Source organism: Bradyrhizobium sp. AZCC 1610 (genome assembly GCF_036924515.1).
GTDB lineage: Bacteria > Pseudomonadota > Alphaproteobacteria > Rhizobiales > Xanthobacteraceae > Bradyrhizobium.
Genome location: NZ_JAZHRR010000001.1, coordinates 7,603,972 through 7,629,457, shown reverse-complemented (window position 1 = coordinate 7,629,457; position 25,486 = coordinate 7,603,972). Strand labels below are relative to the sequence as shown.

General features: G+C 59.9%; 22 protein-coding genes. 9 read left to right on the top strand and 13 right to left on the bottom strand.

Annotated features, from left to right (window positions below):
* Positions 1–6 precede the first annotated feature (6 nt).
* Positions 7–672, bottom strand: coding sequence for a hypothetical protein (locus tag V1279_RS37245; protein WP_334445948.1), 666 nt, complete (start codon positions 670–672; stop codon positions 7–9).
* On the bottom strand, positions 669–1,253 hold the full coding sequence (locus V1279_RS37240) for a DUF4255 domain-containing protein (RefSeq protein WP_334445947.1): 585 nt from the start codon (positions 1,251–1,253) through the stop codon (positions 669–671). Before V1279_RS37240 ends, V1279_RS37245 begins: the two co-directional genes overlap by 4 nt.
* A 270-nt stretch (positions 1,254–1,523) precedes the next feature.
* On the opposite strand from V1279_RS37240, the gene V1279_RS37235 reads away from it, so the two are divergent.
* The 5 genes from V1279_RS37235 to V1279_RS37215 all read left to right on the top strand — a co-directional run bounded on the left by V1279_RS37235 (position 1,524) and on the right by V1279_RS37215 (position 6,249).
* On the top strand, positions 1,524–1,871 hold the full coding sequence (locus V1279_RS37235; protein ID WP_334445945.1) for a hypothetical protein: 348 nt from the start codon (positions 1,524–1,526) through the stop codon (positions 1,869–1,871).
* 335 nt (positions 1,872–2,206) lie between these two features.
* Positions 2,207–3,298 (top strand): hypothetical protein, encoded by a 1,092-nt coding sequence (locus tag V1279_RS37230; RefSeq protein WP_334445943.1) that lies wholly within the window; start codon positions 2,207–2,209, stop codon positions 3,296–3,298.
* Entirely contained in the window at positions 3,298–4,302 is a 1,005-nt protein-coding gene (locus V1279_RS37225; RefSeq protein WP_334445942.1) for an OmpA family protein, read from the top strand. Before V1279_RS37230 ends, V1279_RS37225 begins: the two co-directional genes overlap by 1 nt.
* Before the next feature lie 716 nt (positions 4,303–5,018).
* The gene (locus V1279_RS37220) at positions 5,019–5,723 is read left to right on the top strand and encodes a recombinase family protein (RefSeq protein ID WP_334445941.1); all 705 of its coding nucleotides are present in this window, start codon (positions 5,019–5,021) and stop codon (positions 5,721–5,723) included.
* A 112-nt stretch (positions 5,724–5,835) separates the two neighbouring features.
* Entirely contained in the window at positions 5,836–6,249 is a 414-nt protein-coding gene (locus V1279_RS37215) for a hypothetical protein (protein ID WP_334445939.1), read from the top strand.
* Between the two features lie 166 nt (positions 6,250–6,415).
* On the opposite strand, the gene V1279_RS37210 is transcribed toward V1279_RS37215, so the two are convergent.
* The 11 genes from V1279_RS37210 to V1279_RS37160 form a co-directional block, all read right to left on the bottom strand.
* Positions 6,416–7,303 carry a hypothetical protein gene (locus V1279_RS37210; protein ID WP_334445938.1) on the bottom strand — a complete coding sequence of 296 codons (888 nt, stop codon included), beginning with the start codon at positions 7,301–7,303 and terminating at the stop codon, positions 6,416–6,418.
* 7 nt (positions 7,304–7,310) lie between these two features.
* Positions 7,311–8,615, bottom strand: coding sequence for a hypothetical protein (locus V1279_RS37205; protein WP_334445936.1), 1,305 nt, complete (start codon positions 8,613–8,615; stop codon positions 7,311–7,313).
* A gap of 744 nt (positions 8,616–9,359) precedes the next feature.
* A complete protein-coding gene (locus V1279_RS37200; protein ID WP_334445934.1) occupies positions 9,360–12,287 on the bottom strand; it encodes a DEAD/DEAH box helicase in 2,928 nt (975 codons plus the stop codon).
* An 86-nt stretch (positions 12,288–12,373) separates the two neighbouring features.
* Positions 12,374–13,678: an EH signature domain-containing protein gene (locus V1279_RS37195; RefSeq protein WP_334445932.1), complete on the bottom strand. Its 1,305-nt coding sequence runs from the start codon at positions 13,676–13,678 to the stop codon at positions 12,374–12,376.
* Positions 13,675–14,577 carry an OmpA/MotB family protein gene (locus tag V1279_RS37190; protein WP_334445931.1) on the bottom strand — a complete coding sequence of 301 codons (903 nt, stop codon included), beginning with the start codon at positions 14,575–14,577 and terminating at the stop codon, positions 13,675–13,677. The genes V1279_RS37195 and V1279_RS37190 overlap by 4 nt, the downstream gene beginning before the upstream one ends.
* Before the next feature lie 3 nt (positions 14,578–14,580).
* Entirely contained in the window at positions 14,581–16,545 is a 1,965-nt protein-coding gene (locus V1279_RS37185) for a hypothetical protein (protein ID WP_334445929.1), read from the bottom strand.
* A 472-nt stretch (positions 16,546–17,017) separates the two neighbouring features.
* Positions 17,018–17,398, bottom strand: coding sequence for a hypothetical protein (locus tag V1279_RS37180; RefSeq protein WP_334445927.1), 381 nt, complete (start codon positions 17,396–17,398; stop codon positions 17,018–17,020).
* Between the two features lie 128 nt (positions 17,399–17,526).
* Positions 17,527–18,705 carry a hypothetical protein gene (locus V1279_RS37175; protein WP_334445926.1) on the bottom strand — a complete coding sequence of 393 codons (1,179 nt, stop codon included), beginning with the start codon at positions 18,703–18,705 and terminating at the stop codon, positions 17,527–17,529.
* A gap of 155 nt (positions 18,706–18,860) precedes the next feature.
* A complete protein-coding gene (locus V1279_RS37170; RefSeq protein ID WP_334445924.1) occupies positions 18,861–19,382 on the bottom strand; it encodes a hypothetical protein in 522 nt (173 codons plus the stop codon).
* A complete protein-coding gene (locus V1279_RS37165; protein ID WP_334445923.1) occupies positions 19,330–19,827 on the bottom strand; it encodes a DUF7665 family protein in 498 nt (165 codons plus the stop codon). The genes V1279_RS37170 and V1279_RS37165 overlap by 53 nt, the downstream gene beginning before the upstream one ends.
* The gene (locus V1279_RS37160) at positions 19,820–20,362 is read right to left on the bottom strand and encodes a hypothetical protein (RefSeq protein WP_334445921.1); all 543 of its coding nucleotides are present in this window, start codon (positions 20,360–20,362) and stop codon (positions 19,820–19,822) included. Before V1279_RS37160 ends, V1279_RS37165 begins: the two co-directional genes overlap by 8 nt.
* 160 nt (positions 20,363–20,522) lie before the next feature.
* Here V1279_RS37160 and V1279_RS37155 point away from each other — a divergent pair, with 160 nt between their 5' ends.
* Genes V1279_RS37155 through V1279_RS37140 form a run of 4 tightly spaced genes read left to right on the top strand, consistent with a single transcriptional unit; the run spans position 20,523 to position 25,478 of the window.
* Positions 20,523–20,909 carry an antitoxin Xre/MbcA/ParS toxin-binding domain-containing protein gene (locus V1279_RS37155; RefSeq protein ID WP_334445919.1) on the top strand — a complete coding sequence of 129 codons (387 nt, stop codon included), beginning with the start codon at positions 20,523–20,525 and terminating at the stop codon, positions 20,907–20,909.
* A 5-nt stretch (positions 20,910–20,914) separates the two neighbouring features.
* Positions 20,915–21,622 carry an RES family NAD+ phosphorylase gene (locus V1279_RS37150; RefSeq protein ID WP_334445917.1) on the top strand — a complete coding sequence of 236 codons (708 nt, stop codon included), beginning with the start codon at positions 20,915–20,917 and terminating at the stop codon, positions 21,620–21,622.
* 23 nt (positions 21,623–21,645) lie between these two features.
* Complete coding sequence (locus tag V1279_RS37145; RefSeq protein WP_334445915.1) at positions 21,646–25,023, top strand: TM0106 family RecB-like putative nuclease; 3,378 nt, start codon at positions 21,646–21,648, stop codon at positions 25,021–25,023.
* A 5-nt stretch (positions 25,024–25,028) separates the two neighbouring features.
* Positions 25,029–25,478, top strand: coding sequence for a hypothetical protein (locus V1279_RS37140; protein WP_334445914.1), 450 nt, complete (start codon positions 25,029–25,031; stop codon positions 25,476–25,478).
* Positions 25,479–25,486 lie beyond the last annotated feature (8 nt).

Here is a 25,486-nt window from a genome sequence, read left to right as displayed (position 1 = left end):
GCTCTCCTAGACGAGCGTGAGGATTTGATTGGCCTGCAGCGCCGCGGGGAGCTGCAGGGTGAAACTTTGCGAACGCGCGCTGCGGTCGTGATGCACGTCAAGCACGATCGGTCCGCTCGCGGGCGCGCGGCGCAGGCCGAACGCGAACTCGCCGCGCTCGTCGGTCATGGCACGGTCGAGTCCCTGGAACTCGACCACGGCGTCGCGCACCGGCGAACGGTTGGTCTCGCGGACGCGCCCGTGGACGACCCGCACCGGGCCCCCGTAGGGGTAGTTTGGGGACGGATGCAGCGCGAGGATGCGTATGTTGGCATTCGGAATCGCCGGCGGATTGAGATCGTCGTACGGTGGCACCAGGAACCCGAAGCCGTCGGTGGTGCGCCGGTAGTCGGCGATGTATTCGGCGGATTCGATGCGCAGCCGATAGCGCTGCTGTGCGGAGTTGACCGTGGGATTGGCACGGCGCCCGAGTCCGGGAAGCGTCAGCATGCCGGACGGTGTGTGCGTGGGCCGCAGCAGTGTTTCTAGCCACGCCGTGCCCACCTGCACGTCCACGCGCGCACGGAATGGCGCGAGTGGCGCGGCGTTCGTGAACGAATCGATCACCTGCAGGCCGATGGGGCTGCAGAGCAGCGAATGCTCGGGGCTGCGCAAGGCCTGCAGCGGATTCACGGCGACACCTCTTCGACGCGCGTGCCTATGTGGCGGTGGTACTCGCGCACGGGCGGTCGCGTTTCGCGCCGGCTCGAGTCGAGATTGACCACGCGCACTTCGTATGCGGAAGAGAGCCGATAGGTCCGCTGCACCGCGAACCAGACCTTGGTGCGCTCATCCATCGACAGCGGCGTGATAGTGATCTTGAGCGTGTCGTTGGTGTTGGCTAGACTGCCCTGCAGCTGCGTGCCCTCTAGCACGGCGTTGTCGTACAGCACCTGCATCGCGCGGCCAAGAATTCGATGGTCCGTGGCGGCGTCACCACTCCACGGTGTGATGAGGTACTTGAGCAGCAATGCCATCGGCGCTCGCTCGAATTCGAATGCATTTGGCCCGATGAGTCGGCGTCTGTCTGGTCGGTTGCGCGAGGCGGCGTCTTCGATCACCTCATACAGGAAGATCGTGAGCATCGCCGGATTCGTCGGTACCGGCGTGCCGAGGTCGTGCAGTCGTGCCGAAACCCCTAGAGGAGTGAGCGCTGTATCTAGGAGGCGTTGTAACGTTGCAGACACATCTGCGATGACTGAAAAGCTGGCCATGGTTGGGCGATCGCCTTGTTCTCAGCTGCATGCAGTGCAATCGCGATGCCACAAGTCCAGAAAAAGTACGAGCCTCCACAAATCAACGACATAGGTGAGCTTGGTGCATGCGCTCAGGATCCAGCTCGGACATAGATGTCCCGGTCGGATTCGAGGAAGTGGACAGATTTGTCCGGAGACACTCAAGGCACGTGTGAACGTGTGGGTCGTTGAGCAGAATGCTGGACAAGAGTCGCCGCGCCGTTCGGCCCGGTTTGGCCCGGACCGGCAATGCGCCGCATCAGCTACGACACAAACTCGCGCTTGCGCGAAAGCCTCGGCACTACGCGCCGATCGACGTCAAGATCGAGGATGGTGCAATGGATGTCGCCGCGCTGGATCTCGGCGACCGAGGTCGCCGGACCTGCGACTCGATATCCGCTTATGCCGCAGAGGCCAGAGCAGCGGGCCGTATCACCGCTTAACGTGGTCGGCGACGACGACGTCACCGATTTTGTTGCCTTTTTCGAAGATGCTAGCTCAGTAGAAACCACCCACCTGAATCGCGCGTATCACATTGATCTGTCTAGCACTGATCTCCTTCCAAAAAGCGGTTATTGCGCCGCCACAAAACTCTGATGCTTGGAGCTTCGACCGCAAGAGCGGGTCTTTTGGGTGAGTCGAAAGGAATTCAGCCGTTTCTTTCTCAACAAATGCGCCTGACATAAATTCGGCAGCGTAAGCGTCGCGCAATGTCCACTTCGCTCCGAAAGAGGCGAAATGCTGCGGCGCCCGAAAATGACGTGATGGGCTAAGAGCCGCCGTCGCAGCTCCTTTCGGACTTGCGTGTCTATGGCCTACCCTAATCAACGGTAGGGGGACAAATCCGGCTCGCCCGCGGCACAGGCTTCTGCTATAGTTCAACCCCGGATTGTCGAGCGGTATCTTAGTCTTCGATGGGAGGGATCCCCGCGATGGCAACGGATGATCGCAGTGCGAGACAACGGCAGCGGACGGCTGCCGCGCACGAGAAAGCATTGGCCGAGATCGAGCGGCTGAGGGCGGAGATCGCCCAGCTGGACATGGAAGCATTGGCCGAGATCGAGCGGCTGAGGGAGCAGATCGCCTTGCTGGCGCAAGAGGTCACGTACTTGCGCGAGCGGCGGCAGGTCGAGGAAGAGAAACAGGATGCTGTCGGCGATGAGCAGGATCGAAAGATAGAGGATCGTGTAGTCGCGCGAGCTACGGATGATCGCAGTGAGAGCGATATCGCGCTAGCTCACGAACTTGGCGACAAGTACGGACCTCGGCTCCAGTATCCGCTGCAGTTCGAACGGGTTCGTGCCACCGGCCATTATACCTTCGCGCACGAGCTCCTGGCTGATCTCGTTTCCGATGTCAGCGACCAGCTCTACGCCGACGGGCGGCTCTCAAGACTGCCGGCTCTGGATGTATCTGCCCGCATTAAGCTTACCGCCGACCTCGAAGACGCGCTGCGGGTCTTGGCCTTTGGACGCGAGGCCAAGCTTGGCGGCGTGCTGGTGTCAGTCGCCGATGGCAAGGACGCACTACAAAACGGACTCGGAGTTGCCCCGTTATTCGACATTTTCAATCCGCGCGCTCGCTGGATGCTCGGACAAATGGACGCCCATGCTCCGAACGCCGATCTCGACGACTTTGCCAAGCTGCGTACTTGGGTAATGGGGGCGGTTAATACCGTTGGCGGCGTAGCGCTTGTGCCACAGCGGCAGGCCACCAAAGGATTCATGACACTGTTCGCAGATAGCGTACACTCCGTCCTGAACTGGTTCCAAAACTCCAACACGTCGTATGTGGACTACACATTCAACTCGCGCTCCCCCGGCGGTCTCCAGGTGCAATACCATCCACAACACTACACCTCACCGGAAGTATTCGGAACGACGCTGTCGACGCCGGCCACACAACGTGTGCGGATCGGTCACTACCATTTTCTTGGGAAGCCGCGGGAGGGCCCGGTAATCCGCGATCCTGCGGTGTTTTTTGCTTCTCCCAACACCAGCGTCGGCAATACATTGGCATTCTGATGGACTTGTTCAAAGAACTTTTCCAGGTCAGCGACGAAATCCGCCGCAACATGCTCGACAGTCTTGGGCCGTTGGCGCCGATGGTTACCGCTGGCGGTCAGATCCTCATGGCGGCTATCGCGTTCATTGCGCTTGCCTCCGGTTGGAGCTTCTGGGCGCCGCCCACCGAACTGAGGAATTATCCAGTGCGCATGGCTGGATTGATCGCCGGAGTCGGCCTGGTCGCGCTCTATGTCTGGAGCAAGAACGAGGGCACACCTATAGATTTCCTGCTGGTCGCGGGGGTAGCGATTATCATCGGAGCAATCGCAGGGACGGTTTACTTTTACCGCTGGACCTCGCTGTCATTCAAATGTGAGGACGATCCCGCGCGTTATGTGAGAGGGCTGCAGCTGACCGAAAATGCCAGCAAGGTTCTCGCCGGCAACATTAAAGACGTCCCGTCCGACTACATCTCCATTGGAGAAAGTCGACCGACTAACGAACGGGATTATTTCTGCAGATCCGGTAAAGTATCCGATCGTATATGGGAGCACGAATCACACGTCCGCGCTCAGATGCGGCTCGTCACCAGCTACGTGATTTTCATGGTGCCAATCGTTATTGGTCTTGCCAGCGCGGGAATTGCGTTGTCGCAGCCGGAAATCAAAGTCGGGGACAGGATCTTGTCTCTGCCTGGCGATGTCTTGTTCGACCTCGACAAGTATGACTTACGGCCCGGAGCTGTCGTCACGCTGGAAGAAGTGGCTAAGATTATGCGCAAGCGAAAGGTAACGGCCGCCCGGATTGAGGGGCACACTGACTCCACAGGCAAGGACGCCTACAATAAAGACCTATCGAAGCGCCGCGCGGAGGCTGTCAAGGATTGGCTCGCCCGGCAAGACGGGCTCAGCAACGTCAAGTTCACCACCGACGGTCGCGGTGCGACGCAACCGGTCGAGTCCAATGACACCCCGGAGGGTCGGGCCAAAAACCGCCGTGTCACAATTGTCCTGGATAAGTAACGCACCCGCCGTGAGGGCCGGTGGGCCCGGCCCGCGGACTGGCGTTGGACGGCACTGCCGTTCGGCAGCGTGTTCGTCATCGCTGCGGTGATCGCCACTTGCGCATCGGGGACCCGCTTTGCGGCGATGGCGGCGCAAGCGATTCAGTCGTTTTGGCTGCCGGTTCATATCCGCCTCGTCCCAAAAAGCGGACCTTAAACGGAGGACGAAAAGCATAACGCGTTGAGTTGGCCAGATGCATATGATTCCAATTCCCGTTCACGTAGGGCCGCACTGTTTGGACGTTTGATCGCGCACCCTCCCACATCGATCGATGTCATGTTGATGGAATAGTCGAACTTTGGTCGCCTCGGCGCGGATCACATCTTTCAACCGAGGCAGAAGTCGGACAGCGCTTCGTTGAGTTCTTTGAAAGCTCGGAGGGCCTGGGCTAGTCGCCGCTTCGGCCCAGAACATCGATCGGATGGTCAGCCTCTACCGCTCCTATAAGCGCACGGGCCGGACACTGATCATTCGCCTCAAAGCGCCTACGCGGAGTTCAGCCTTCCCTCAAGATTAGAGCGATCGGCAACCCCGTTCAGCATGAGATTTCTTCTGATAGGCCGCAGAAAGTAGCTTGAGAGTGGCACGCGATCTTTCTTCTCCCGCAATTTCTCGAGCCCTCATCTGAAGCTTAAGGGAGTGGATCAGCCGCTACGTGTCTTTTGGAATGAACGATGGATGTTATTGTCTATTACCGCACACGGCCGAGCGAACCTTCCCATTCAAATCAGGCTCTTGAGGAGCAGCGGGCTGCCGTCCACACCTGGCTGACCAGCCGTCCCGCCATCATCAAAGCTGAATACATCGAGCCGGAGACAGACGGCTTCTTTCGTCCGCACCTGCGTGACGCGATCGAAGCGTGCAAGCAGACTGGCGCCACGCTGCTCGTGGCCCGAACTGAAGCTGTCGGCCGCGGTGCACCGTTCTCGCCGCGCATCACAAGCGTTCCTACCGCATTCGCGCCGGAGACTCCGCGCGACAAAGGCTACGTTATCCCGGCCCCTGAGAACGCTCCTGCCGGACTGACGCTGTATTTTCCGGACCGCGGTAGCTGGCACATCATGCCAGTCTATCTGTGCAATAGGACCGACCAGGTGATGCGCGACATCAAAGCCAGTACGGTCGGGATCACCACCCATGTGTCCATGAGCACGCCAAGCGGGAGCGCTCCTTTCTCGACGACGCCTACCTCGCTGACTATCGAACAGCTTGCGTCAAATACCGCAGTCCTGATCGATCGCTATGACCCCATGATCGATGAGGACTTCATCACGTTCTACGACGTCGCATTCATAGATCAACAGGATCAAAAGCAACTCATCCGCACTGCGATCGGCCCAGGCGGTCCCTCCGCCAAGTTCGTCGCGGTGGTAACTTAGTAGACCACCTTTCCCTCACCCATCAATCGTATGCCAGTCGTCTGTCCACCCGGCACGGACCGGCCACGCATTGATCCAATTCAATACCTCACATTGCGCGAGACCAAGTACTATGAACACCACACGCTCGATAGCGCCTGTCGTTCTTCTGGCCTCTCTGCTTGCGGGCTGTGGTGAGCCAGCGGTCTGCAGCAAGCCGGACGTGCTGGCGACCGTCAGACAACTGTTCGAGGAACGGGAGTTCGGAAAATTCTTCCAGATGCCGGCCGGGGTAATTCTCCTCCAGGGGAAGACCGCAACCTACCTATCCTCGGACAAGCAGACCAATGCCGCCCGGTGCTCGGTCATCGTGACGGTAGACTTGCTTCAAATGATCAAAGCGACGCAACCGCTATCAGACGAGCAAGTCGCCCGGATCAAAGAGAACGCGGTCAAGACTGGACAGGAGACATCCAAGAATGATCTCGTCAATTATATGGTCCAGACTCTTGCATCGGGCGAGAGCTACATCACGATGCTGCCTTGAACGAGTAGTCATCGCCTCTCCGTTAGAGTGGTCTTCAGCAACGACGGACGCCGGGCCTATGGGCGGAGCGCAGCAGCGGTGGTCTCGTGTCTAGTTCCGCTGACGAGACGGAACACACCACCCCACACTGTCCAGGCATCGCGCAGTGAAAATGAAACGATATCCGTTATGCCCGGCTCCCTGCAGGAGCGGGAGTGTCGTCGATCGAAGGCGAATGAACAGACATTTTGTGTTGCGATCCGACTGGTACTGCGGAAGTCGCTAGAGTTCTTACGCTTGCTTCGATCGACACAAGCAGGAAGAGGAACATGATGAAGATGAAGTACAAAAAAGCTCCGCCGGCGACCGATAGCGCGAATGGAGTCGTCGCCCGAAGCGCGAAGCGCTGATTCCGCTCTTCTTGAAATTCCTGGGCGATAACGCGCAGTTCGCCCTGCAGCTTGTCGTAAAACCAGACGAGAAAGTATGGGGCTCGGGACGGGGGTGTAGCTGCGGTGAGCGCGTCCAGAGCGTTGCTATAGGGCTTCACCTTGCTCACTGCCTTCACCGCAGGAGCGCGGAACGCAAGCCTTTTCGCATAGTCGTACAGCAGGGACTTCGACAGCAGTTCGATATTGCTGTCATCCAGCCTTGCTTTGTTGTCGATCGCAGTTGGCCATCGGAACGGAATCGCGTCATTCCCATTCAACCAACTGGAAAATTGAGCCGCATTGTCAAAGCTAGCACCGAGCGCAAGATCGAGGAACTTGTTGAATTCCTGAAATGCGTCGCTCTCTGAGCGCCTTCCAATCTCGTATGGGATGCCGTCGGGTGTCGTCGTATCCTTGACGACGCTGGATTCCGGCGGAAACAGTTCCTTGAAGAGCTCGACCGGATCTGTCGCCTTCCTGAGACGCGCGATTTGACCGGGCACATTCGGAACTGGGTCAGGCGCATACCAGGCATAGCCTGCATAAAGCAGCGCCAACAGCGTGATCAGGAACGACACGGAGGCGGTAGCGATCACCGTTCCGCGGAGAAGACGGATAAAGAAATTTTCGACAGTCGAGAGCATCTAGTTCTTACCGGTGATTCAGGCGGATGCCCGATTTGCTGAGCTTGGCCTGGTTAGCCTTGAATTCTTCGTAGCTGTCCGTCGAATCGAAGCCCTGGCTCTTTGCTTCGGCCAGACGCGATAACTTCTCGGAATCGTAGGTCTGGTTGAGCTTCGTGAGGGCAGATCTCAACGAAACGACGTTCCCGCTGGACTGAGCGGCCTTCACCGCTTCGACGGAAGCTTTTATCTCCTGGATGAGTGGCGCGTCGAAAGACAGCTTCGAAAGCGCCGCTTCCACTGACTCCATCTTTCGCGAGGCGACAGCGGTCACTTCCCTGAAGTCCGTGGCCTCGTTGAACACCGTGAGCGCCGCGTCGCAGTCGCGCAGGAAGCCGCGGAGCGTCGCGATCTCCATCTTATCGCTGGCGGTCGCAAGTCGGGAGGCTATGTCGTCGAGGCGGGTCTTAAGCTGCGGGTTCGGCAGACTATCCCTCTGCTCGGCAATCCGTCTGAGGGTCTCCCTGATGCGCTGCATTATAGCCGACGTTTCCGTGACCTTCGGGGGTTCGGGCGGGGCCTGAGCAGGCGTGCTTTCGGGGACTGGCTTCGGGGTGGGATCGGTCGCTACCACGGGCGCCGACGCAGGAGCCTGCTCCGAGGGAACCTGACGGTCGATAGTTCCGGAGGCAGCGGCTAGCGCTGCGGCGTCGGTCGTCAGGAAGCGGAGCGTGCCCACTCCATTGGCGTTCCAGCTTGCCGCCCAGACGTACCCGGCGTCACCACCGATACGGTAGATAGGCAAGCCACGCTGAGCCGATCGCCGGAAATTGCCTATGTGGTCAATAAGTAGGCCGGCGCGAACGTCCTGACCAGCCGCGAGCTGGCTCACGGTGCTTCCGTCGAGCGGCTCAAGCACGATGTTGCCCCACACCGCGATTACTCCATTGGGAATGTCAGGCTGCCTGGGCATGGAAATGATACGTGCAGTTCCGAACTTCAGGGAAAGCCTGTTGATATCGTCGTTCGCTTCGCTTCCGGCGAAGAACGCCGGCTCCAGATATCTGTTGACGTAGAAAGCCGTGCCGTCAGCGGAGTGCAAGATAGAATTCGATGACGAATATTGTCCGCGCGGAGATGATTCCGTCTTCCGGCGCTGGCACCAGGTGAAGCCGGCGAACTGTTCGCTCGGACCGCACCGATACTCGTTGTAGTTCCCGCTTTCGAAGGCGACTTTCCCGCCCAGAGCCAATCCGTCCACCATGAAGACCGTCTTGGCGGGCAACGCGTTGCCGATCCTGGTCTCCGGTATCGCGACCGGAGCGCCGCGCAACTGATACTCCCGGATTGCGTTTCGCTGGGCCTGCCTTACGCAACCCAGGTTAGCTCCGCAGGATTGGCGTGCCTGCAGAAGAGGTGCGCCAACAGCCCTCGCAGTCTGCTCTCCGTATTTTCCTCTGACATATGCATAGCCGGACGCCATGGCGTTATCGAGCTGTGACGACTCATCGTCCGAGCAGATGGCGCGCTCATCGGGCATCGAGGCCCGCGCACAGTCGAAGCTTGGAGCCCGCCTGCCGGTGGCGACAGTGTCGCGACATTCTGAGCGGGCATCAAAGACACTCGGGTCGGTAGGGGCGACCCCCTGTTGAACGACCGCGGTTATTGAGGAGCCCTTCCGGACAAGATACCGGTTGACGCAAGCTATTTCGGAGGGGGGCAGCTTCTCCCAGGCCGCTCGCGTAGCTAATCCAACGCCCGATCTGATCAGCGAGCCGAATAGATCGATCATATCGGTCTGGCTGCGCGCCGGCGCGGTTCCGGCTGCGGTTAAGCAGACGAACAGCACCACTCCTACGATTGCTCGCATTCCGTGTTTTCTCCCCAGCAACACGTCTATATTCGATGGGAAATAGGGACGCAATTTCTGAAAGACGCGTTTGTTAGGAAAGAAGCCAATCCGCGGTACGGCGCCTGCCATCGAGGGCGCTACAGCTCGAGGGAGCCGTCCGGTTTCAAGGCCGGCATGGCCAATCCATCCCGTGCGAACATTGCCTCCATGGCGCCTTTCACGGGTTCATCGGACCTGACCGTCGAAGCGGCTCCTTCGGCTACCATGCGCTGAAGCTCCGCGGCATCGCCATCCGCTGTCTCCCATCGGCCACAGTGCGGACTCAGCCAACTTCCGCTTCCGCTGCATGAGGCTGTGCAGCAGGCAATCGAATGAATGCTCGCGATACGCCGGGTGCACAGCCATAGGAATGTGCACCGTGACTGGGTTAGTCTGCCCTATGCGGTGAACCCGATCGTTACATTGCTCTTCAACGGCTGGATTCCACCAGCGGGACAGGTGGAGGACATGGGTAGCCGCAGTCAACGTTAGTCCGGTCCCCGCTGCCTTGGGCCCAAGAACAAGCAGATCGAATCCCTGGATGTTTTGCTGCTGTTGGAACCGGTTGACGATCTCCTGTCGTTTATTGATCGGCGTATCGCCATTGATTAGCTCGACCCTCCCGAGGCCAAACTCCGCCTTCGCCAACTCGATGAAGCGGTATTGCATCCTGCGGTGCTCGATGAATACAAGCGCGCGCTCCCCTTTGTTTGCGATCGTCCTTAGCACATCAAAAGCGGCCTGGAGCCGCGCGGACGCGGAGATGAAATCGGCGTCCGGAAGCACCTCTTCCAGCAGGGGATGCACCGAGACGGTGCGGATGTGATGAAGCATCTTTAAAGCTGCGCCGGCTCCGCGTTGCGCCAGCTTTAGTTTCGCATCCTCATACGCCAGTGACTGGTGCTGCGGCATCGGTCTGGGATGTAACCGGCGAGATTTTTCGGGGAGGTCACTCACCACTGCCGATTTGAGCCTGCGGATGGCAAGCGCCGGAACAGAACCGCGTGGCTTGAACACGATCCGATGAAGGTCCGCCATGTTTTCCGTGGTCGGCGTGCCATAGCAGCGCTTGAACGCCTCCAACGAATCCAGGCTGCCCGGCGCGATCTGATCCATGATGGCCCATAGATCCGTAGCGCTGTTCTCGATCGGCGTTCCTGTCAAACCAATACGAAAGTTTGCCTTTACGCTCCGGGCCGCTTCGGCGCGCATGCTGAAGGGGTTTTTAAGAGCTTGAATTTCATCAAACACTGCGGCCGCGAACGGCACTTTGGCGAGGGAGTGCTGGTAGTTTACGAGTGTGGTGTATGTAGTCAGGACCCAGAAGCGGTGCGCGCGCTTTTCCCGAACGGCTTCATGCAAGAACTCGAGGTCCAGTTTGGCCTCGCCACCATCGATGTCGCGTCCTTGCCTGCCGGTCAGCTTGCGGGTGCCAGTCGCGCTTCCATACAACCTGATCAGGTGACCGAGCCCAGGCTCTTTCAGATGCCGTGCCACCTCTTGTTCCCAGTTTACCAGCAGTGAGGTCGGCGCAACGACCAGCAGAGGACCACGGTTCTCGCTTCTCCGGTCCATGTGCGCCTGCAGCCAGGAGAGAAAGGCGATCGTCTGCAGGGTTTTGCCGAGTCCTTGCTCGTCCGCATTGAGGACGCCCGGCAATCCCGCAACCCAGGCCGCAATCTGCCAGTCTAGACTTTCCGTTTGATGATGCTTGAGCACCGTCCGGATGGTGTCGGGACGGTCCGTTGATGCGGCTCCATCTCGCGGCTTCAAACTCGCTATCCAACGGAGCTCTGCCTCATTCGTCACCGTTTCAAGGACGATGGGACGCGTGGGTTTCTCCGGCCCGTCGGCGTCGTCGGACGCGACTTCACCGGCAGCAGCAATCCTGAGATCAATCGTTTTGAGCGCTTCAGGCCGAGCAGGAATCTCCAGGCCATCGACCACAATGGAAGGTTCCCTGGATTCAATTGCGTCCGACACCCGATCTCGGAGTGATTGCAGTTCTTGGCGTGATTGGCCGACCAGCAGCTCGGCAAAGCGTTTGCCGAAATCCTCCGGCAGCCAGGTTGTTGAACTGTTGCCTGTCGGACCCGTCTCCTGCTTCTGATAAGTCCTCACCCCGATGACGCGGTCTGAAAACTCTTGTGTTTCAACCAACACGGGGCCGGCGACCCTCTCAACCGCATCTTCCACGCCGACCTGGTCTAAACCGACTAGCTGGCCTCGATGGCGTAGTGCTTCTTCTACCGCCTGGCTGATTTTCGGTCGCGGGTTCCGGATAAACTCGGCGCGTTCTTCGGTTGAAGCATGCTGCATGGAGGCCATAACCTTCAAGGCAGACAGCGCTGCGCGCTCTACCACCACATAGTTGCCCGGGCCGATCCGGTATGCCGACAAGGCACCCCGCTCCCGCACACGTTGTTGGAAGACTTTCAGACTTGCGCCTTCTAGCTCCCCATGGCTCTCCCGGACGTTTCCATCCTCCGCCGCCAGCCCCTCTCTGGATATCCGCTCGGCGGAAAATGGCACAACCTCGAAGTCGGTCCCCTGCGAGTTCGGAGAGAGCGAAAAGCTGTCTGCCAGACGAACCTCGAGGCCGGAGAGGAAGTCGGTCATCGAGATGCGGGCGGCCGTATTCTCCAAACTCATATGGACGCCGGGCTCAAGTGCCTGCCTAAACTTAGCAAGTGCTTCCCATTGTTCTGCGTCATCTGACTCGGGCCTCAGCCGTTCCGAGATCTCGATAGCGTTCAACAAAAATTCCGGCAAACGGCGCGGGCCGTCCACAGTTTCAAGGATTGCACCAATGCGACGGGGGTACTGCCGCTGCCCATTCTTGGCCCACTCATACCGAAGCTTGAAGGATTTGGAGCCCAAGATCCCTTCTGCGTCGGTGCGGAACGTCAGGTCGGCAACGGGAGGAAGTCCAAGAACGCGCGCCGCTTCGCTATCCAGTCTGGCAGCAAGTCGATGCGACAGCCGGATCTCGTCAGCTGAGATTGTCAGCTCCTCCGGGACGTCGTCACTCACGCCCTTCAGGTCTCCGATCGCACAGAGCAGTTCCGAGTCTGCCAGGGAGAGTTTGGTGAGGTCTTTTGTTTGGTTCGACATCAAACGACCCAAAAGCCCGCCTTTACCCCGTGGTACCTTGAGGCTGATCACGGCCTCTGAATATGAACATTGCAAGTTCATCGGGCCTAGATCCTCTCGAGCACCCATCCCTCCCAATGGCCAAGATGCATCTTGGCCTGGGCGCCGGATATCCTGCGAATGACGTCGCAGTCGTAAGAATGTTGATAGAGCTTGGGAGCTCGCGGATTTCTCTCGTCGAAGATATGGATCTTGTAGTTGCTCGATCCCTCGACGACGATCTTTCCTCCGATCTTGAGGATGAGAAGGCACGTGCCTGAACGATTGCCGCCTGCAGTTTGGCGGCCAAATGGGATGGTCCTGTTGCCCGCCTTTCTTCGCGCCAGGGCGGCGCCGGCGTCGCTGAACGCTACCCACGCCGCATCGACCCGCTTCTGGTTGTATAGGGTAAGCCAGAATTTTTCGCGGGGAGCCCACATGTGACTGTCCTCGACCGCCGACACGACCTCAAGGAAGAACCTGATATTCGCACCAGTCAGCCATCGCAGGAGGATAGTAAGGAGTTCGTCGGATACCGAGGACCAGGCGCCCGCATGTCCTCTTACGCGTGGATCACCATAATAGCCAACGATCCTGGTGATGAGATCGTGCTGCAGATGCGGAGACGGGTCTCGATCCCGCCAGGGCATGAGTAGTGCCTCGATCGCCTCACCCGCACCTGAGGCCCGTGGCTCGTGTCCATCGGGCTTCAACCAGCGCAGCAGTCGGTCAATCTCGGCCGGCTGGTCGAGCCTAGGAGCCAAACGGTCGACGAAGGCAATGTGTGCGAAATCCATGATTCCAGGTGCTTGGGGGCTGAGAAGGTGTAGATCTCGCAAGCCCTGCCACGGATCATCCATCTGGCTCATCAGCGACCCGAGTGCCGCCGCTCCTTTGTGCGGGTCCAGCACCTCGGGCACCTCATCGACCAATAATCGCGATCGCGTATCCAGCCGCTGCCGAACCTTGGCAAGCGATCGCGCCAAAGCGACCGTGTGTGTCGCTCCCGGGTCGTAGCTTCCGAGATAGACCGACATCATTGCTGCAAGAAATGTCCGACTGTCGCTTGCCTCTATCTCCCCACAGTAAAACCGTCGCAGTGGTTCGAGAGCGGGTCGAGATCGCCGCTCTGCATCGAACAGAGCACGTGCGGCCGAAGTCACAAACGACATCCGGGCACCTTTCCAATCTCCAGTCGAGAGTCTGCGCAGCATCTCCATGACCAGGCGCTCGCGATCGTGCTCCGGAGGATCGGCAACGACATCAGGCCAGCGCGACAAGATGCGACGCGCTGCTGCGGCCAACCTGGTCGGAGCAGGAAGGCTGGGCGGCTGATAGAGGACGGGCTGGCTCAGCTTTGCGAAAAGACTCATCGCCCCTCGATGATCAGACCGGAGCGCAAAGCTTTCCGGATGTTGTCGATCTCTTCGGAACGGCTGGGCGTGTACATGATGATGCGCAAGTCGATGCGACGGTTCGTGGCCCGTCCTGCAGACGTATCGTTGCCGGCAACCGGCCGCATCTTCCCATAGCCGGCTACTGAAAGAACGGGCTGCCCCCTGAAGTTTAGGTGTGCGACCAACCCCGGCTCGCGCGCCGTCATGGCGACGAAGGTGGAATTGGCCCTTTCCGTCGAAAGACGAAGGTTGCTGATATCATCCCCGGTCGAGTCCGTATGTCCCTCTATCTGCACCGCCTCGATGATTGCGGCTCCATTGTTGCAGCCGTTGGACCACCTCGACTTGCTACCGAGCGCGTAGCAGGGCAGGATCGCCTCTAGCCTCTCGGCAATAGATTCGACAATCGCTCTTCGCTCCGGGCGCAGAATGCTCTGGGAGCTCTGGAACAAGCCGTCGCCCTGAAAACGAAGAGCGTCATTCTCTTCACTGATGACGACCTGGAGATCGGGAAAATCGACCTTGAGCTGATCACGCAAGCGCTGCAAGATTTGCCGGCGCTCGTTCGCCGTCTTTGTCAGGTATTCTTCGAGCGGATTCTTCTCCTGAAGCTTCGCCAGTAGGCGCTTTATCTCCGCCTCGAGTGAAGTAACTTTGGCATTTGCCGCGGCCAGCGCGACGGCCAAGTCGTCCCGTTCCCGGACGACATGATCATACTGCGCCTTTGGTACGCTTTCCTTCGGATTAAATCGGCTGGCAAAAAACGCCAAGAGGATCATGACGACGAATAGAAAGCTCACCGTCATGTCGGTCATCGACACGAAGGCAGATTCTTCCTCCTCCTCCCGTTGGCGCCGGCGGAATGCCCCACGCATCAGCTAACTCACAGACTGCGGAGCGAACTGCTCGGCCTGATCGACAATGATCTGCAGTGTGTCTAACGCTGGAGCGAGTCTTTCCTGCAACTCCTGGACATGGTGCCGCATACCGTCCACCGCACCGGCAACTTGCCTTGTATAGGCATCGAACGCCTTGCCGAGCTTCACATCAATGTCGTCGATCCGATCGCCTTGCCCTCTAAGGCGATCGAGCATGACGGAGACCCCGTCCAGGGTGGCATCGACTGCCGTTGCCTTACTCGCTAAGACAACCTGGGCGGCCGCAAGGGCGTCCGCAGCGCTTCTAGCCGTAACTTCCGCGGATTTCGTTATCGTACCTGCCACATTTCGGGTTACATCCGCCAACTGACGTAGGGAGCCTTCCATTCGCTCCGCCGTGCCCCGCACAGGCGATGAGGCGTCGACCAAATCCCGGGATGCCGACCGAAACGCTCCGGCTGCCTCGACCGTCGCGTCGGCTCCAGATCGAACCCCATCTGACAATATCCGGAGATCGGCGCTTGCTGCGGCGACCTGGTTTGCAACCTCTTGCATCTGGGCCGCAATTTCTCCAAGCGGAGACATCAGCTGCTGGCCGGCCTTTGATGTCAGTTCGTCGGTCAATCTGGCTATCCGGGCCCCCGTTGCTTCGATGCTTGCGCGGGCTACATTGCCGCCATCGCGGGCTGCCTCATCCATCTGCTGACGGAATGCCTCTCCCGCCTGCTTGAGATCGGCGGCGGCCGAGCTGAGTGCCTGGGCCCCGACCGACGTATTGTCCTGAATGCTTTCAAGCGTGCGGTTCATGACCGTCAACAGCTTCTCGGCCCCGTCGCTGAATACGCTGCCTGTACTTTCCGCCGACTGAGTCAGAGTGCTCTGGATAGCTTCCATCGACCTCGCGATTCGCGATACCGCGCCATCAAGCTCCTGCCCTACGCGAGTCGAGCTGCTGTCCATCCGTTCCGAGAGTTGGGAGATGCGGTCGCCAGCCTCCGAAAGGCGGTCACTCGCCGAGCTGAGGGCTCGGCTGACGTCGCTCGTGAAGCGTGAGGAAAGATCCTGTACCAGCGCCCCGACTCCCTCGGTGCCCGCCTTGCCTACTTGTGCAAGTAACGGCGCCATGGCCGTTTCGATGCCGCTCGCAATGGCGCGAGGAATATCCTCACGCAGCGGGCGGCCGAGTTCGGCAACCAACTCCATACCGATGCGACGAAAATGCTCACGCTGCTCGCGGACGGCGGACAACTGCTCGATTGCCAAGTATTCCAAGCTGATGAACGAGAGACGGCCTTCGATCTCGTTTGCGACCTGGTGGGATGCCGTCTCAGCCCGGGCAATGCCGATCCGCAGCACTAAAGTGAACAAGATCGAACAGAGCAGTCCCGTCAGGGACATGATGAACTTCGCCGATGCAACGGTAAGCAGGGTGCTGAGCTGGTCGCTGCCGATGACCTCGCCCCTGGCGGGCACGATTGATTCGAGGGCGGAGACGAGCCCCATGAACGTCAGTAACAATCCTACGGAAACGAACAGGCTCGGCACGTAACGCCAGAAGCCCGCGGAGAACCCCAAGTCTTCGATATTGAAGAAAGCGGAAGGCCGCACGGAGTTTCGCAGGATCACCTGCCCGGCCTCTTCGTGGGGAACCAGAGTTTCTCGGAATTCGCGCCAGGCGGCGGCAACCCGCCCTTTAGCTCCAGACGTCCCGAAGTGCGCAATATTCCTGTCCACATCTGTAATACGAGCGCTTAGCTCCGCCGCAGTTCTGTGACTTGTGATCTCTTTGGCGACGCGATTCAGCGCAACCACGCGGTTCCGCATGCCGACAGCAAACCGAAAGATGCAGAAGACAAGTACGAGCACCAGAGCAAGACTGACAAGTCCCGGCACGAATTCCTGGCGCAGCAAGCTTGCAGCAGCCAGCACGACATCCCGGACAGAAGTTCCGGTACCAACGACCAAGTCCAAATTCGCCCCCGTGGATACACGCCGAGTTTTTTGTGTCGTCCAAAATCGATCACACAACAGGATATGCGCCGCGTATATCAATCCCGTAGTAATACCGAGCCATCACGGCTCACGGCAACCTTCGTAAAGCAAGCAGCGGCGAGCCACTATTAAACGAACGACGAACCCGATCGCTCCTATATTGAAGTTCGGCCAGATCAACTGCTCAAGCCCGATCTGTTAGCGGGCGTGCCCGCAGCACCGGGCGTTTCTCGGGGCTATCTATCGTTGCGAAGGAAATCGCAGCGCAAATGCATTAAACACATAAAATCAGAGGCTTATTATTCACCCGCATAGGATGTGTGCACCCATATTGTGCCCAAGAGTTGGGGCGATATCGCCGCCGGCGCACACGTCCATGTGTCGCAGTCGGGGCACTTCCTTACGATCTACCTCATCCTGCAAAGTGTACCGCATGAACGCCGGACTAGATTCTGAATAGCCAGAAAGGCTTGTCCATTGCCTGGCCAAGCACGGTCTTGGCGCCACGCCGATAGGTTGCCTTGGCTCCGACAAAGTCCACGGGACCGAACTGTGAGAACCAGTTCCGTAGCCGTTTGCGCTGCGCGATGGGAACGCCTTCAAGCAACCGATCAACCATCCTGACATCGTTATGCTTGCCGATGTGGATTAGCACAGAGCATGCTGCGTGATGTATCAGGATATTCTCAGCGGTAGCCCCCGCAGGTCGCTTCTTGGCCACTGCGGAGAGTTTCGGTTTCGTCGTTGTTGCTGCCGCCGCTGCGCGCTGGCGCTTAATCTCGTCTATCAGCTTGAGGACCGGCCGCGTATGGTCCATCTTTGCCATGAAGTGCACCTGTTGGAACCCGAGATGGGCGGGGCCTTCCCCACTCCCCTTATTGGACAGCGAGATGTACCCGCATCCTGCTGACAATGAAGACGAGCGCGCGGCCGGACAGAAGCAAAACGTCGCCCTTATAGCCTCAACGCAACGCCGCCAAGATTGATCTCTGGCGTCGGCACGAACTCGGCCACGGACACCATCTCGGGTGCGCCCAACTGCATTTGTAGAAACCGCGCCGTGGCATTTAAGGATGCCAGACGGATCGCCTGTGCGATCACCAAGGCGCCGGCTGCGGCGCCGACGAAGGGCACAGATGTGCTCGCTTCCGCGAAGCTGACAATCCCGCATTGCCCGATGTGGGTTTCGAGATCCTTGTAAGCTGCACTTGATTGTCGACGTGACAGCGCGTCTTCAGGAACAGGATCGGGCGCATTCCACAAATCATCGTGTGATTTGCCTTTGGCAATCACACGCAGCTGAATGCCGTCAAAGTCGTGCGGACCATGGCCTAAGCCCGCATCGATCATGTAGTCGAAGCCGTGCTTGGCCATCGCGAGCCGCGGTTGGACACGATCAAGGCCGCTCAGGAGGTAGGGCGGGTCGTCGGGCAAAAGGGGAATGTCGCCGTGGTGACGCCGTTCGAGGATGCTCTCGGTCCAGCCCGCGGCGCCTAGCCACCGCGCAGCGATGCGCGTTTTTCTTTCCCCGACGTCGCCGTTCAACACCAGAAGGCTGGTCGCTTCGTTTTCTTCGCCGATGATCTGATCATCCTGCACGACGGCGCGGCCGCCACGGGCGCCAAGGAGACACAGATTCCAAATGAAACCCTGGCCGAGATGGCCGAGGCCGAGAAACCAGAGATGATCCGGCACATCGAAGCTCTCGGGCCCGGTCGTGTTGCGGTCGGCGGCCTCCCAGGGCGCCCATAACGAAACCGTGGCGTCCCGGGCCCGCAGCGTCTTACCGGCCAGCACGCAGGTGAAGATTTGGCGTATCGCAAGGGCCGCGGCAAACACCCCGGCCAGAGCCAGCCCGGCATCGCCCATGATTTCGTCGCGCACGCGCGTTCCCGAAAGCCAGCGGTCCCACCAGCAGCGGATGATCCATGGGGCGTCGCATCGTGCCTCGCCGATCATGATCGCATGCGTTGTCCGTGCCGATGGCGTTCGCGCGATCCATGCACCCAGTCGGCGCGCGGCAGCGTGCAACGACGGCCCCGCGGGCAGCCTTGCAATCAACGGCGCGTCGGCGTCGCTGACGAGCGTGACGCGCCCGAAGCATTTGCAGGCCGTGGCCACGGCGGTCAGCACCGCCGCCTGACCGGCGGAAGTTACGCACTGGTCGGCTGCAACGACGACCGCGACACGAACGGCATCGAGGCGCGCTTCCGCCTCCTGGAAAGAACCGGCGCGCGCGGCATCAGTCAGCGCCTTTGTGATGCGGGAACGCTTCCAGTGTTTTGTCATCACGACCAGCCGAGCTTAAGAAATCGCGTTCCGCTGCGGCTGTGGTCGTGCCACCGGCCTTCTCCCAGAAACTCATACATGCCGATGGCGCCGGGCTTAGGCGTGCCGCGGGCGAAGTTCGGCAGGATAAATGCGATGTGACCGGCGCGCGGCATGACGGGGCCCGCGCGATCGGACGCACTCTGACCGTAACCGCCGGGATGCACGTGCACGTCGGCGACAACGCCGTACCCGCGCGCGCGGCAAATCTCCCAGAGGCGCGGCAGCGCGGTTTCCCGGATGGTTACGATACCGGTGGCCAGCGCTTTGGGATCGACATCATCGTAAAACACGAACTCAAGAATGTCGTGCGTGCCGTTCTGCCGCCTACGGCCGAGGAGATAGGCGCCGCTTTCGCGCGTTCCATTGCGCGTACGCCTTGCAAGCTCATGGACGCCTGTCTGCCAGACACGCCGCGCACAGGTAATTCTAGGCGGCGCGAGCCCGACCCAGCCAAGCAGCGTGCTCAGAAACGAGTTCATACAAGCGCTCCATGATAAAGGTGATGTGGCGATCGCGCCGCCATACGAGATCGGGACGTTTGGCTGCCCAGCCGTTATGCAGCGCCGCAAGGCGCTGCCAGGGACGATAGATGCCGCCATACGTTCCCGGCCGGTCGGTCCATTCCTTCAGCGCATCGACAACGCTGGGTGAACTCTCGCTCAGCGGCGCGGGGCGTTTGCCGGTGGCGTGATCCCAGTGCTGGATAAAGGGACCCGCGGCCGGGAAATTGTCGCACACCAGTTGAAAGCCCATCGTTGCGGCATGGGCCGCGGGCGGATCGAAGCCGGTGACGCTGATCTCCAGCTTCGGAAAGGCGTAGCGCTCGATCCGCCAGCGCCCCAGTTCGACGCCGGCCAGAAAGCGCACCGAGCGAAGATGCGCTTCCAGCGTCTTTTGCGCGGCGGAAAGCGCGTCGTCAGCCATTGCTGAAATCCTTCAGCGTCAGGTCGACGACGAGCGTGCAATGACCGTGCTTGACGAATTTGCCGAGCGCGGCCTCGCGGGGCAGCGGTGCGTCGGCGCCGGGCAGGATCAGGTTGGCCTTGGCTGCCGCCACCGGATCGAGGTTGAAGCCCTTCTTGCCGACCGCCCATTGCAAGGCCTTGAACACCGTCTCCGAAGGAGCGAAGCGATGCTCGATCGTGCGATGCTCGTAGCGAACCTCCAGCATCACCACCGGGCAGCGGTGGCCCACCAGGCGAATGGCCTTGCGTCCATGCGGCGGGCAGGAAAGCGGCTGGTCGTGGCCGTGCTCGAAGAGATGCATCTCCTCGCTCACGCCGATGCGGGCGCGCAAGGTTTCATGAAAGCGCTCGTCGACAACCACCGAAAAGCCCATCAGCTCTTCGCGGTCCTCGATTTCCAGGTCGATCTCGACCACCTCAAGGACCGCGACGGTCGAATCAGGAGGCTTACCTTCCGTGCGCTTGGGATTCTCGGGATAATTGCTATGGTCCATGACATCGTCCTTTGGCTGTGGCCTTAGCCCCAGATCGGACGCTAGAGGGCCGGTTTAGTTCGGAAACAGACAAAATGTGCTATTTAGTTCGTTCTTGGACTATCTGTAATCGAACGAATATGCTACGTCAAGTTCGAATTTGGACTGTGATGGAGCCCACATGACGACCGCCGCGAAAAACGCCCCGATCCCCACACCCCCGTCCCCGCATCGAGCGCTGGATGTGTTTTTCAAAATCGCCGACGCCTGGAAGCTGACGATCGAGCAGCAGATCACGTTGCTCGGCGCGCCGGCGCGGTCCACGTTTTATAAATGGAAGAAGGAGGGCGGCCTGTTATCCGCCGATACCGAAGAGCGAATCTCGCACCTCGCCGCCATTTATAAAGCGCTGCAGATTGTCGTTCCCGATCCTCATGCCGCCGACGCGTGGATCGAGCGGCCTAACAAGTATTTTGGCGGCCGGTCGGCGCTCGACGTCATGCTCGATGGCAAGCTGACCGACATCTACGCGGTCCGCGTTTATCTGGATGCCCAGCGCGGAGGCTGACGGCGATGTATTCCAAGCGTTCGTTCGATCAGGATTGCTACCAGCTTATCCCCTCGCGGTTTCCCACCATCGAGGTCTATGAACGGCTGGGCGATGCCGAGCTTCAGGCCGCCGCCAAGGCGCTCGAAGCACGCACCAACCCGCGCCTGGCCGCCATCAATCAACTACCGAGCCTGCCCAAGCCGAACGACAAGGCGGCGAGCCAGTATCAAAACTGGAATCACGCGCCGTTCGCCTACAAGGACCCGCGCGGATCGTTTTTTCTCGGACCCACCCACGGCTGCCTCGAATTGGCCGGTGACATGGACACGGCCCTAGCGCTGGCGCTCCTGCGCCGCGAGGAATTTCTCGGCAGCACGAACGAAGCCGCCATGGGCCTCGACATGCGCGTGTTCAGCCGCCGCATCACCGGGTCTTTTCATGATTTGACGAAGCTTGATCCCGATCTTCCGAGCGCGGACCGCCGGAAGATCGGGCGCCAGCTTTATGAAAGCGGTTCATCCGGCGTTCTCTTCTGCCGGCCGGGCTTCGCCGAACACCGCTTCGTCGCCATCTTCGACGGCTCGTTGCTGCCGCGGGCCATCCAGGGTGCGCATTACCGCTTCGTCTGGGACGGTCAAAAGATCAAAAGCATCTACGATTTTTCCGACGGCAAGGAAATCCTGCGCGGGGCGCTGCTGGCGCCCGATATCGGCAGGGATGCCGCCGAATAAAAACCACGACACCCGGGGGAAGCATGAGGGAGGAAGATGGAAAGCGCTTTTATTCGGCAACCGATCTCGTCAACTACCTCGGCTGTTCGCACGCCACCGTCATGGACGTCCGGCAGCTTGTGCAGCCCGTAGCGCTGCCCGCCGACAATGAGCAGGCCAAGCTGCTTCAGGAAAAGGGTATCGAGCACGAAAAAGCCTATCTCGCGCGTTTGCGCAAGGAAGGCCGCACCGTCGCCGAAATCTCGAATCAGGGATCGCTCGATGGGCGGGTCGTCGCGACGCGCAAAGCGATGAAGGACGGCGCCGATGTCGTGTATCAGGGCGCACTCTACAATCCACCGTGGCACGGGTTCTCCGATTTTCTCCTGCGCGTGGACGGAATCGCCTCCGGGCTCGGTGACTACGCCTACGACGTAGCTGACACGAAATTGGCGCGCACCGCCAAGCCGAAACACGTGATCCAGCTTTGCGTTTACGCCGACCTGCTTGGTGCGGCGCAGGGCATCGAGCCGCCGCAGATGCACGTCGTCTTGGGCGACGGTAACCGCGTGTCGCTCCGCACCTCCGACGTGCGTCACTATTACGGCGTGGCGCGGGGGCGCTTCGAAGCCTTTGTCGTCGCGCCTGACGCAGCTTCAGCGGCGGAGCCCTGCGGCCATTGCACCTTCTGCCGCTGGGCAGAAACCTGCGCGGCCGAATGGGAGACCAGCGACCATCTCAGCCTAGTCGCGAATATCAATCGCAGCCAGATCGACAAGCTTCGGACCGGCGGATTCGAAACCGTGCGCCAGCTTGCGGCGATGCCCGCGGCAACGCGCATTCCAAACCTGCAGGCTAGGGTATTGGCGCGCTTGCGCGCCCAGGCCGCTTTGCAAGTGTCGCGCCGCGATACCGGGAAGAACCAGCACGAGATGCTTCCGTCCTCGCCGGGCCGGGGATTTGCACGGCTTGCCAGGCCCGACCCCGGCGATCTCTTTTTCGATATGGAAGGCGATCCGCTTTACGACATGGGGCTCGAATATCTCTTCGGCATTATTTATGCCGAAAAAGGCCAGGAACGGTTTGCGGTCTATTGGGCCCATAACCGCGCAGATGAAAAGAAGGCTTTCGAGGACACCATCGATTTCATGACGGCGCGGCTCGCCACGTACCCCGGCGCGCATATCTATCATTATGCGAGCTATGAAGAGTCGGCCCTGAAACGCCTGGCCATGTTTCACGGCACGCGGGAGACCGAAGTCGACAACATCCTGCGCCGTCACAAGCTCATCGACCTCTACAAGGTCGTGCGCGAAGCCGTGCGAATTTCGGAGCCGCGTTACTCCATCAAGAACGTCGAGGCCTTTTACCTTGACAGCGCGCGATCGGGCGCGGTGACGACGGCCGGTGACAGCATCATCATCTATGAGAGGTTCCGGCGTCTTGGCGACAATGCCTTGCTCGATGAAATCGAGGCCTACAACAAGCTCGACTGTCAATCGCTTGCCCAATGCCGCGATTGGCTCATCACGCTGCGACCCGCTGACCTCGCATGGCCCACCGTGATCGCGCCGGAGAATGCCGATCCCGTGCGCGAGCAGAAACGCATCGAGGCGGAGCAGCGCACCGCCGCGCATATCCAGGCACTCACCGGCGGCTGCCCGGCGGAAGAACTGCCGTGGCGGACGTTGCTCGCCTATCTGCTTGAATTTCACCGCCGCGAAGCCAAGCCGAAATACTGGGCGATGTTCACACGCCAAGACATGAGCGACGAGGAATTCATCGATGACGCCGAATGCCTCGGCGTCTTGAGCCCCGATCCCGCGAAGCCGCCCCGCGCGGAAAAAAGATCGACGGTGTATTCGTTCACTTTTCCGCCGCAGGACTTCAAGATGCGGGTCGGCGAGAACGTGTTGCGTTCGGGCACCCGCGAGGAGGCCGGCGAGATCGTCGCGCTCGACGAAGATGCGCGCACCATTTCGTTGAAAATGGGGCCGAGCCGTTCACGCCTCGCGGATGGCGCGTCGATCTTTCCCGAAGGCCCGCTCGACGACAAGATATTGCGCGGCGCCATTCTGCGCTACGCCGAAACCGTCGTCAGTGGTGACCGGAGCCGCTATCGCACATTGACCGATATCATGAAGAAGTCCGTGCCGCGCCTTGCAAACCAGAAGGCCGGTGCCCCCATCATCGAGCCCGGGCTCGACCTGCTCGCGGGCTCGGTTGCCGCGCTGAAGCGGCTCGATCAGAGCTACATGCTCATTCAAGGGCCGCCCGGCGCGGGCAAAACCTACACATCGTCACATGCCATCGTCGATCTTCTCGCCGACAAAAAGCGTATCGGCGTGGCCTCCAACTCGCATAAGGCCATCAACAATCTACTGAAGGACGTGGAGGCGGTGGCGAAGGAAAAAGGCGTTCGCTTCACCGGCATCAAGGGATCGAGCAAGGAAGACCAGTATTTCCAGGGGACGATGATCGTTAACGCGGACAACAACGGCGCGGCGGCGGCCCAGGCCAATCATCAGCTCATTGCCGGAACCGCGTGGCTGTTCGCGCGGCCCGATTTCGACCAGGCGCTGGACTACCTCTTCGTCGATGAAGCCGGGCAGGTTAGCCTCGCCAATGTCATCGCCATGGGCGTGTCGGCGAAAAACATTGTGCTGGTCGGCGACCAGATGCAATTGTCGCAGCCCATCCAGGGCGCGCATCCGGGCGGCTCCGGTATTTCTGGTCTCGATCACCTGCTGGCCGGACTGGCGACCGTTCCGCCGGATCGTGGAATCTTCCTTGCGACCACGTTCCGCATGAATCCGGATATCTGCCGCTTCATATCGGAGGCCGTTTACGACGGGCGCCTCGTTTCCGATCCATCCGCGCATCAACAACGCATCGATATCGGCACCAGCACGGACGAAGCCTTGGCGCCGACCGGATTACGCTTCGTCGCGGTGGACCATGCCGGTTACGCGCAACGCTGCCCGCCGGAAGCCGAGCGCCTCAAACAAACCTACGAGACGCTGCTTGGCAAGACCTGGATCGACCGCAAGGGCGCGAAGAAAGCGATCGGTACCGGGGATATTCTGGTCATCACGCCCTACAACATGCAGGTCAACCATTTGCGCGATGTCCTTCCCGCAGATGCCCGCGTCGGAACCGTGGACAAGCTGCAAGGGCAGGAAGCGGCGGTGGTGCTGATCTCCATGGCCACGTCTTCGGGGGATGACATGCCGCGGAATATCGAATTTCTTTACAGCCGCAACCGGCTCAATGTCGCCATCAGCCGCGCACGATGTCTCTCCGTCATCTTCGCGAGCCCCCGTCTCCTCGAAATTCCCTGCCACACCATCGAGCAGATGCAACTCGTCAATACCTTGTGCTGGGCCAAGCACTATTCCGGGCAGATCGGTGAGGTTGGATAGCGCGTATGGACACCAGTAATTTCCAGCGCATCGGCGCGGTCAGCAACACGCATGCCGGAAACGATTTCGAGGGAGCGGCGCGCGCGTTCTTTGCGAAACAGGGCATCACGCTGACGAAGAACTTCTCCGTTCTCGTCGGCGTCGGCGAGGCCAAGAAGCCGCATCGGTTCGATCTTGGCAGCGAAACCCCGCTGGTTCTCGTCGAATGCAAATCGCACACCTGGACGCAAGGCGGCAATATGCCGAGCGCAAAGATGACGGTGTGGAACGAGGCCATGTATTATTTTCAAGTCGCGCCGGCCGCCTATCGCAAAATCTTTTTCGTGTTGAAGCATTTCCGTAGGGAGCAGAGCCTCGCGGCTTATTACCTGAAAACGCACGGCCACCTCGTGCCGGCAGGTGTCGAACTTTGGGAATACGACCTGGAATCGTCCAGCGCGGAGAGGTTGCGATAGACCGGAGC

Coding starts and splice junctions, on each gene's coding strand:
- V1279_RS37155 (WP_334445919.1), top strand. CDS start 20,523: ATGACGACCGCCGCGAAAAACGCCCCGATCCCCACACCCCCGTCCCCG.
- V1279_RS37210 (WP_334445938.1), bottom strand. CDS start 7,303: ATGCTCTCGACTGTCGAAAATTTCTTTATCCGTCTTCTCCGCGGAACG.
- V1279_RS37165 (WP_334445923.1), bottom strand. CDS start 19,827: ATGGCTGACGACGCGCTTTCCGCCGCGCAAAAGACGCTGGAAGCGCAT.
- V1279_RS37215 (WP_334445939.1), top strand. CDS start 5,836: ATGAACACCACACGCTCGATAGCGCCTGTCGTTCTTCTGGCCTCTCTG.
- V1279_RS37190 (WP_334445931.1), bottom strand. CDS start 14,577: ATGCGTGGGGCATTCCGCCGGCGCCAACGGGAGGAGGAGGAAGAATCT.
- V1279_RS37160 (WP_334445921.1), bottom strand. CDS start 20,362: ATGGACCATAGCAATTATCCCGAGAATCCCAAGCGCACGGAAGGTAAG.
- V1279_RS37220 (WP_334445941.1), top strand. CDS start 5,019: ATGGATGTTATTGTCTATTACCGCACACGGCCGAGCGAACCTTCCCAT.
- V1279_RS37150 (WP_334445917.1), top strand. CDS start 20,915: ATGTATTCCAAGCGTTCGTTCGATCAGGATTGCTACCAGCTTATCCCC.
- V1279_RS37145 (WP_334445915.1), top strand. CDS start 21,646: ATGAGGGAGGAAGATGGAAAGCGCTTTTATTCGGCAACCGATCTCGTC.
- V1279_RS37180 (WP_334445927.1), bottom strand. CDS start 17,398: ATGGCAAAGATGGACCATACGCGGCCGGTCCTCAAGCTGATAGACGAG.
- V1279_RS37240 (WP_334445947.1), bottom strand. CDS start 1,253: ATGGCCAGCTTTTCAGTCATCGCAGATGTGTCTGCAACGTTACAACGC.
- V1279_RS37200 (WP_334445934.1), bottom strand. CDS start 12,287: ATGTCGAACCAAACAAAAGACCTCACCAAACTCTCCCTGGCAGACTCG.
- V1279_RS37195 (WP_334445932.1), bottom strand. CDS start 13,678: ATGAGTCTTTTCGCAAAGCTGAGCCAGCCCGTCCTCTATCAGCCGCCC.
- V1279_RS37230 (WP_334445943.1), top strand. CDS start 2,207: ATGGCAACGGATGATCGCAGTGCGAGACAACGGCAGCGGACGGCTGCC.
- V1279_RS37140 (WP_334445914.1), top strand. CDS start 25,029: ATGGACACCAGTAATTTCCAGCGCATCGGCGCGGTCAGCAACACGCAT.
- V1279_RS37170 (WP_334445924.1), bottom strand. CDS start 19,382: ATGAACTCGTTTCTGAGCACGCTGCTTGGCTGGGTCGGGCTCGCGCCG.
- V1279_RS37235 (WP_334445945.1), top strand. CDS start 1,524: ATGCGCCGCATCAGCTACGACACAAACTCGCGCTTGCGCGAAAGCCTC.
- V1279_RS37225 (WP_334445942.1), top strand. CDS start 3,298: ATGGACTTGTTCAAAGAACTTTTCCAGGTCAGCGACGAAATCCGCCGC.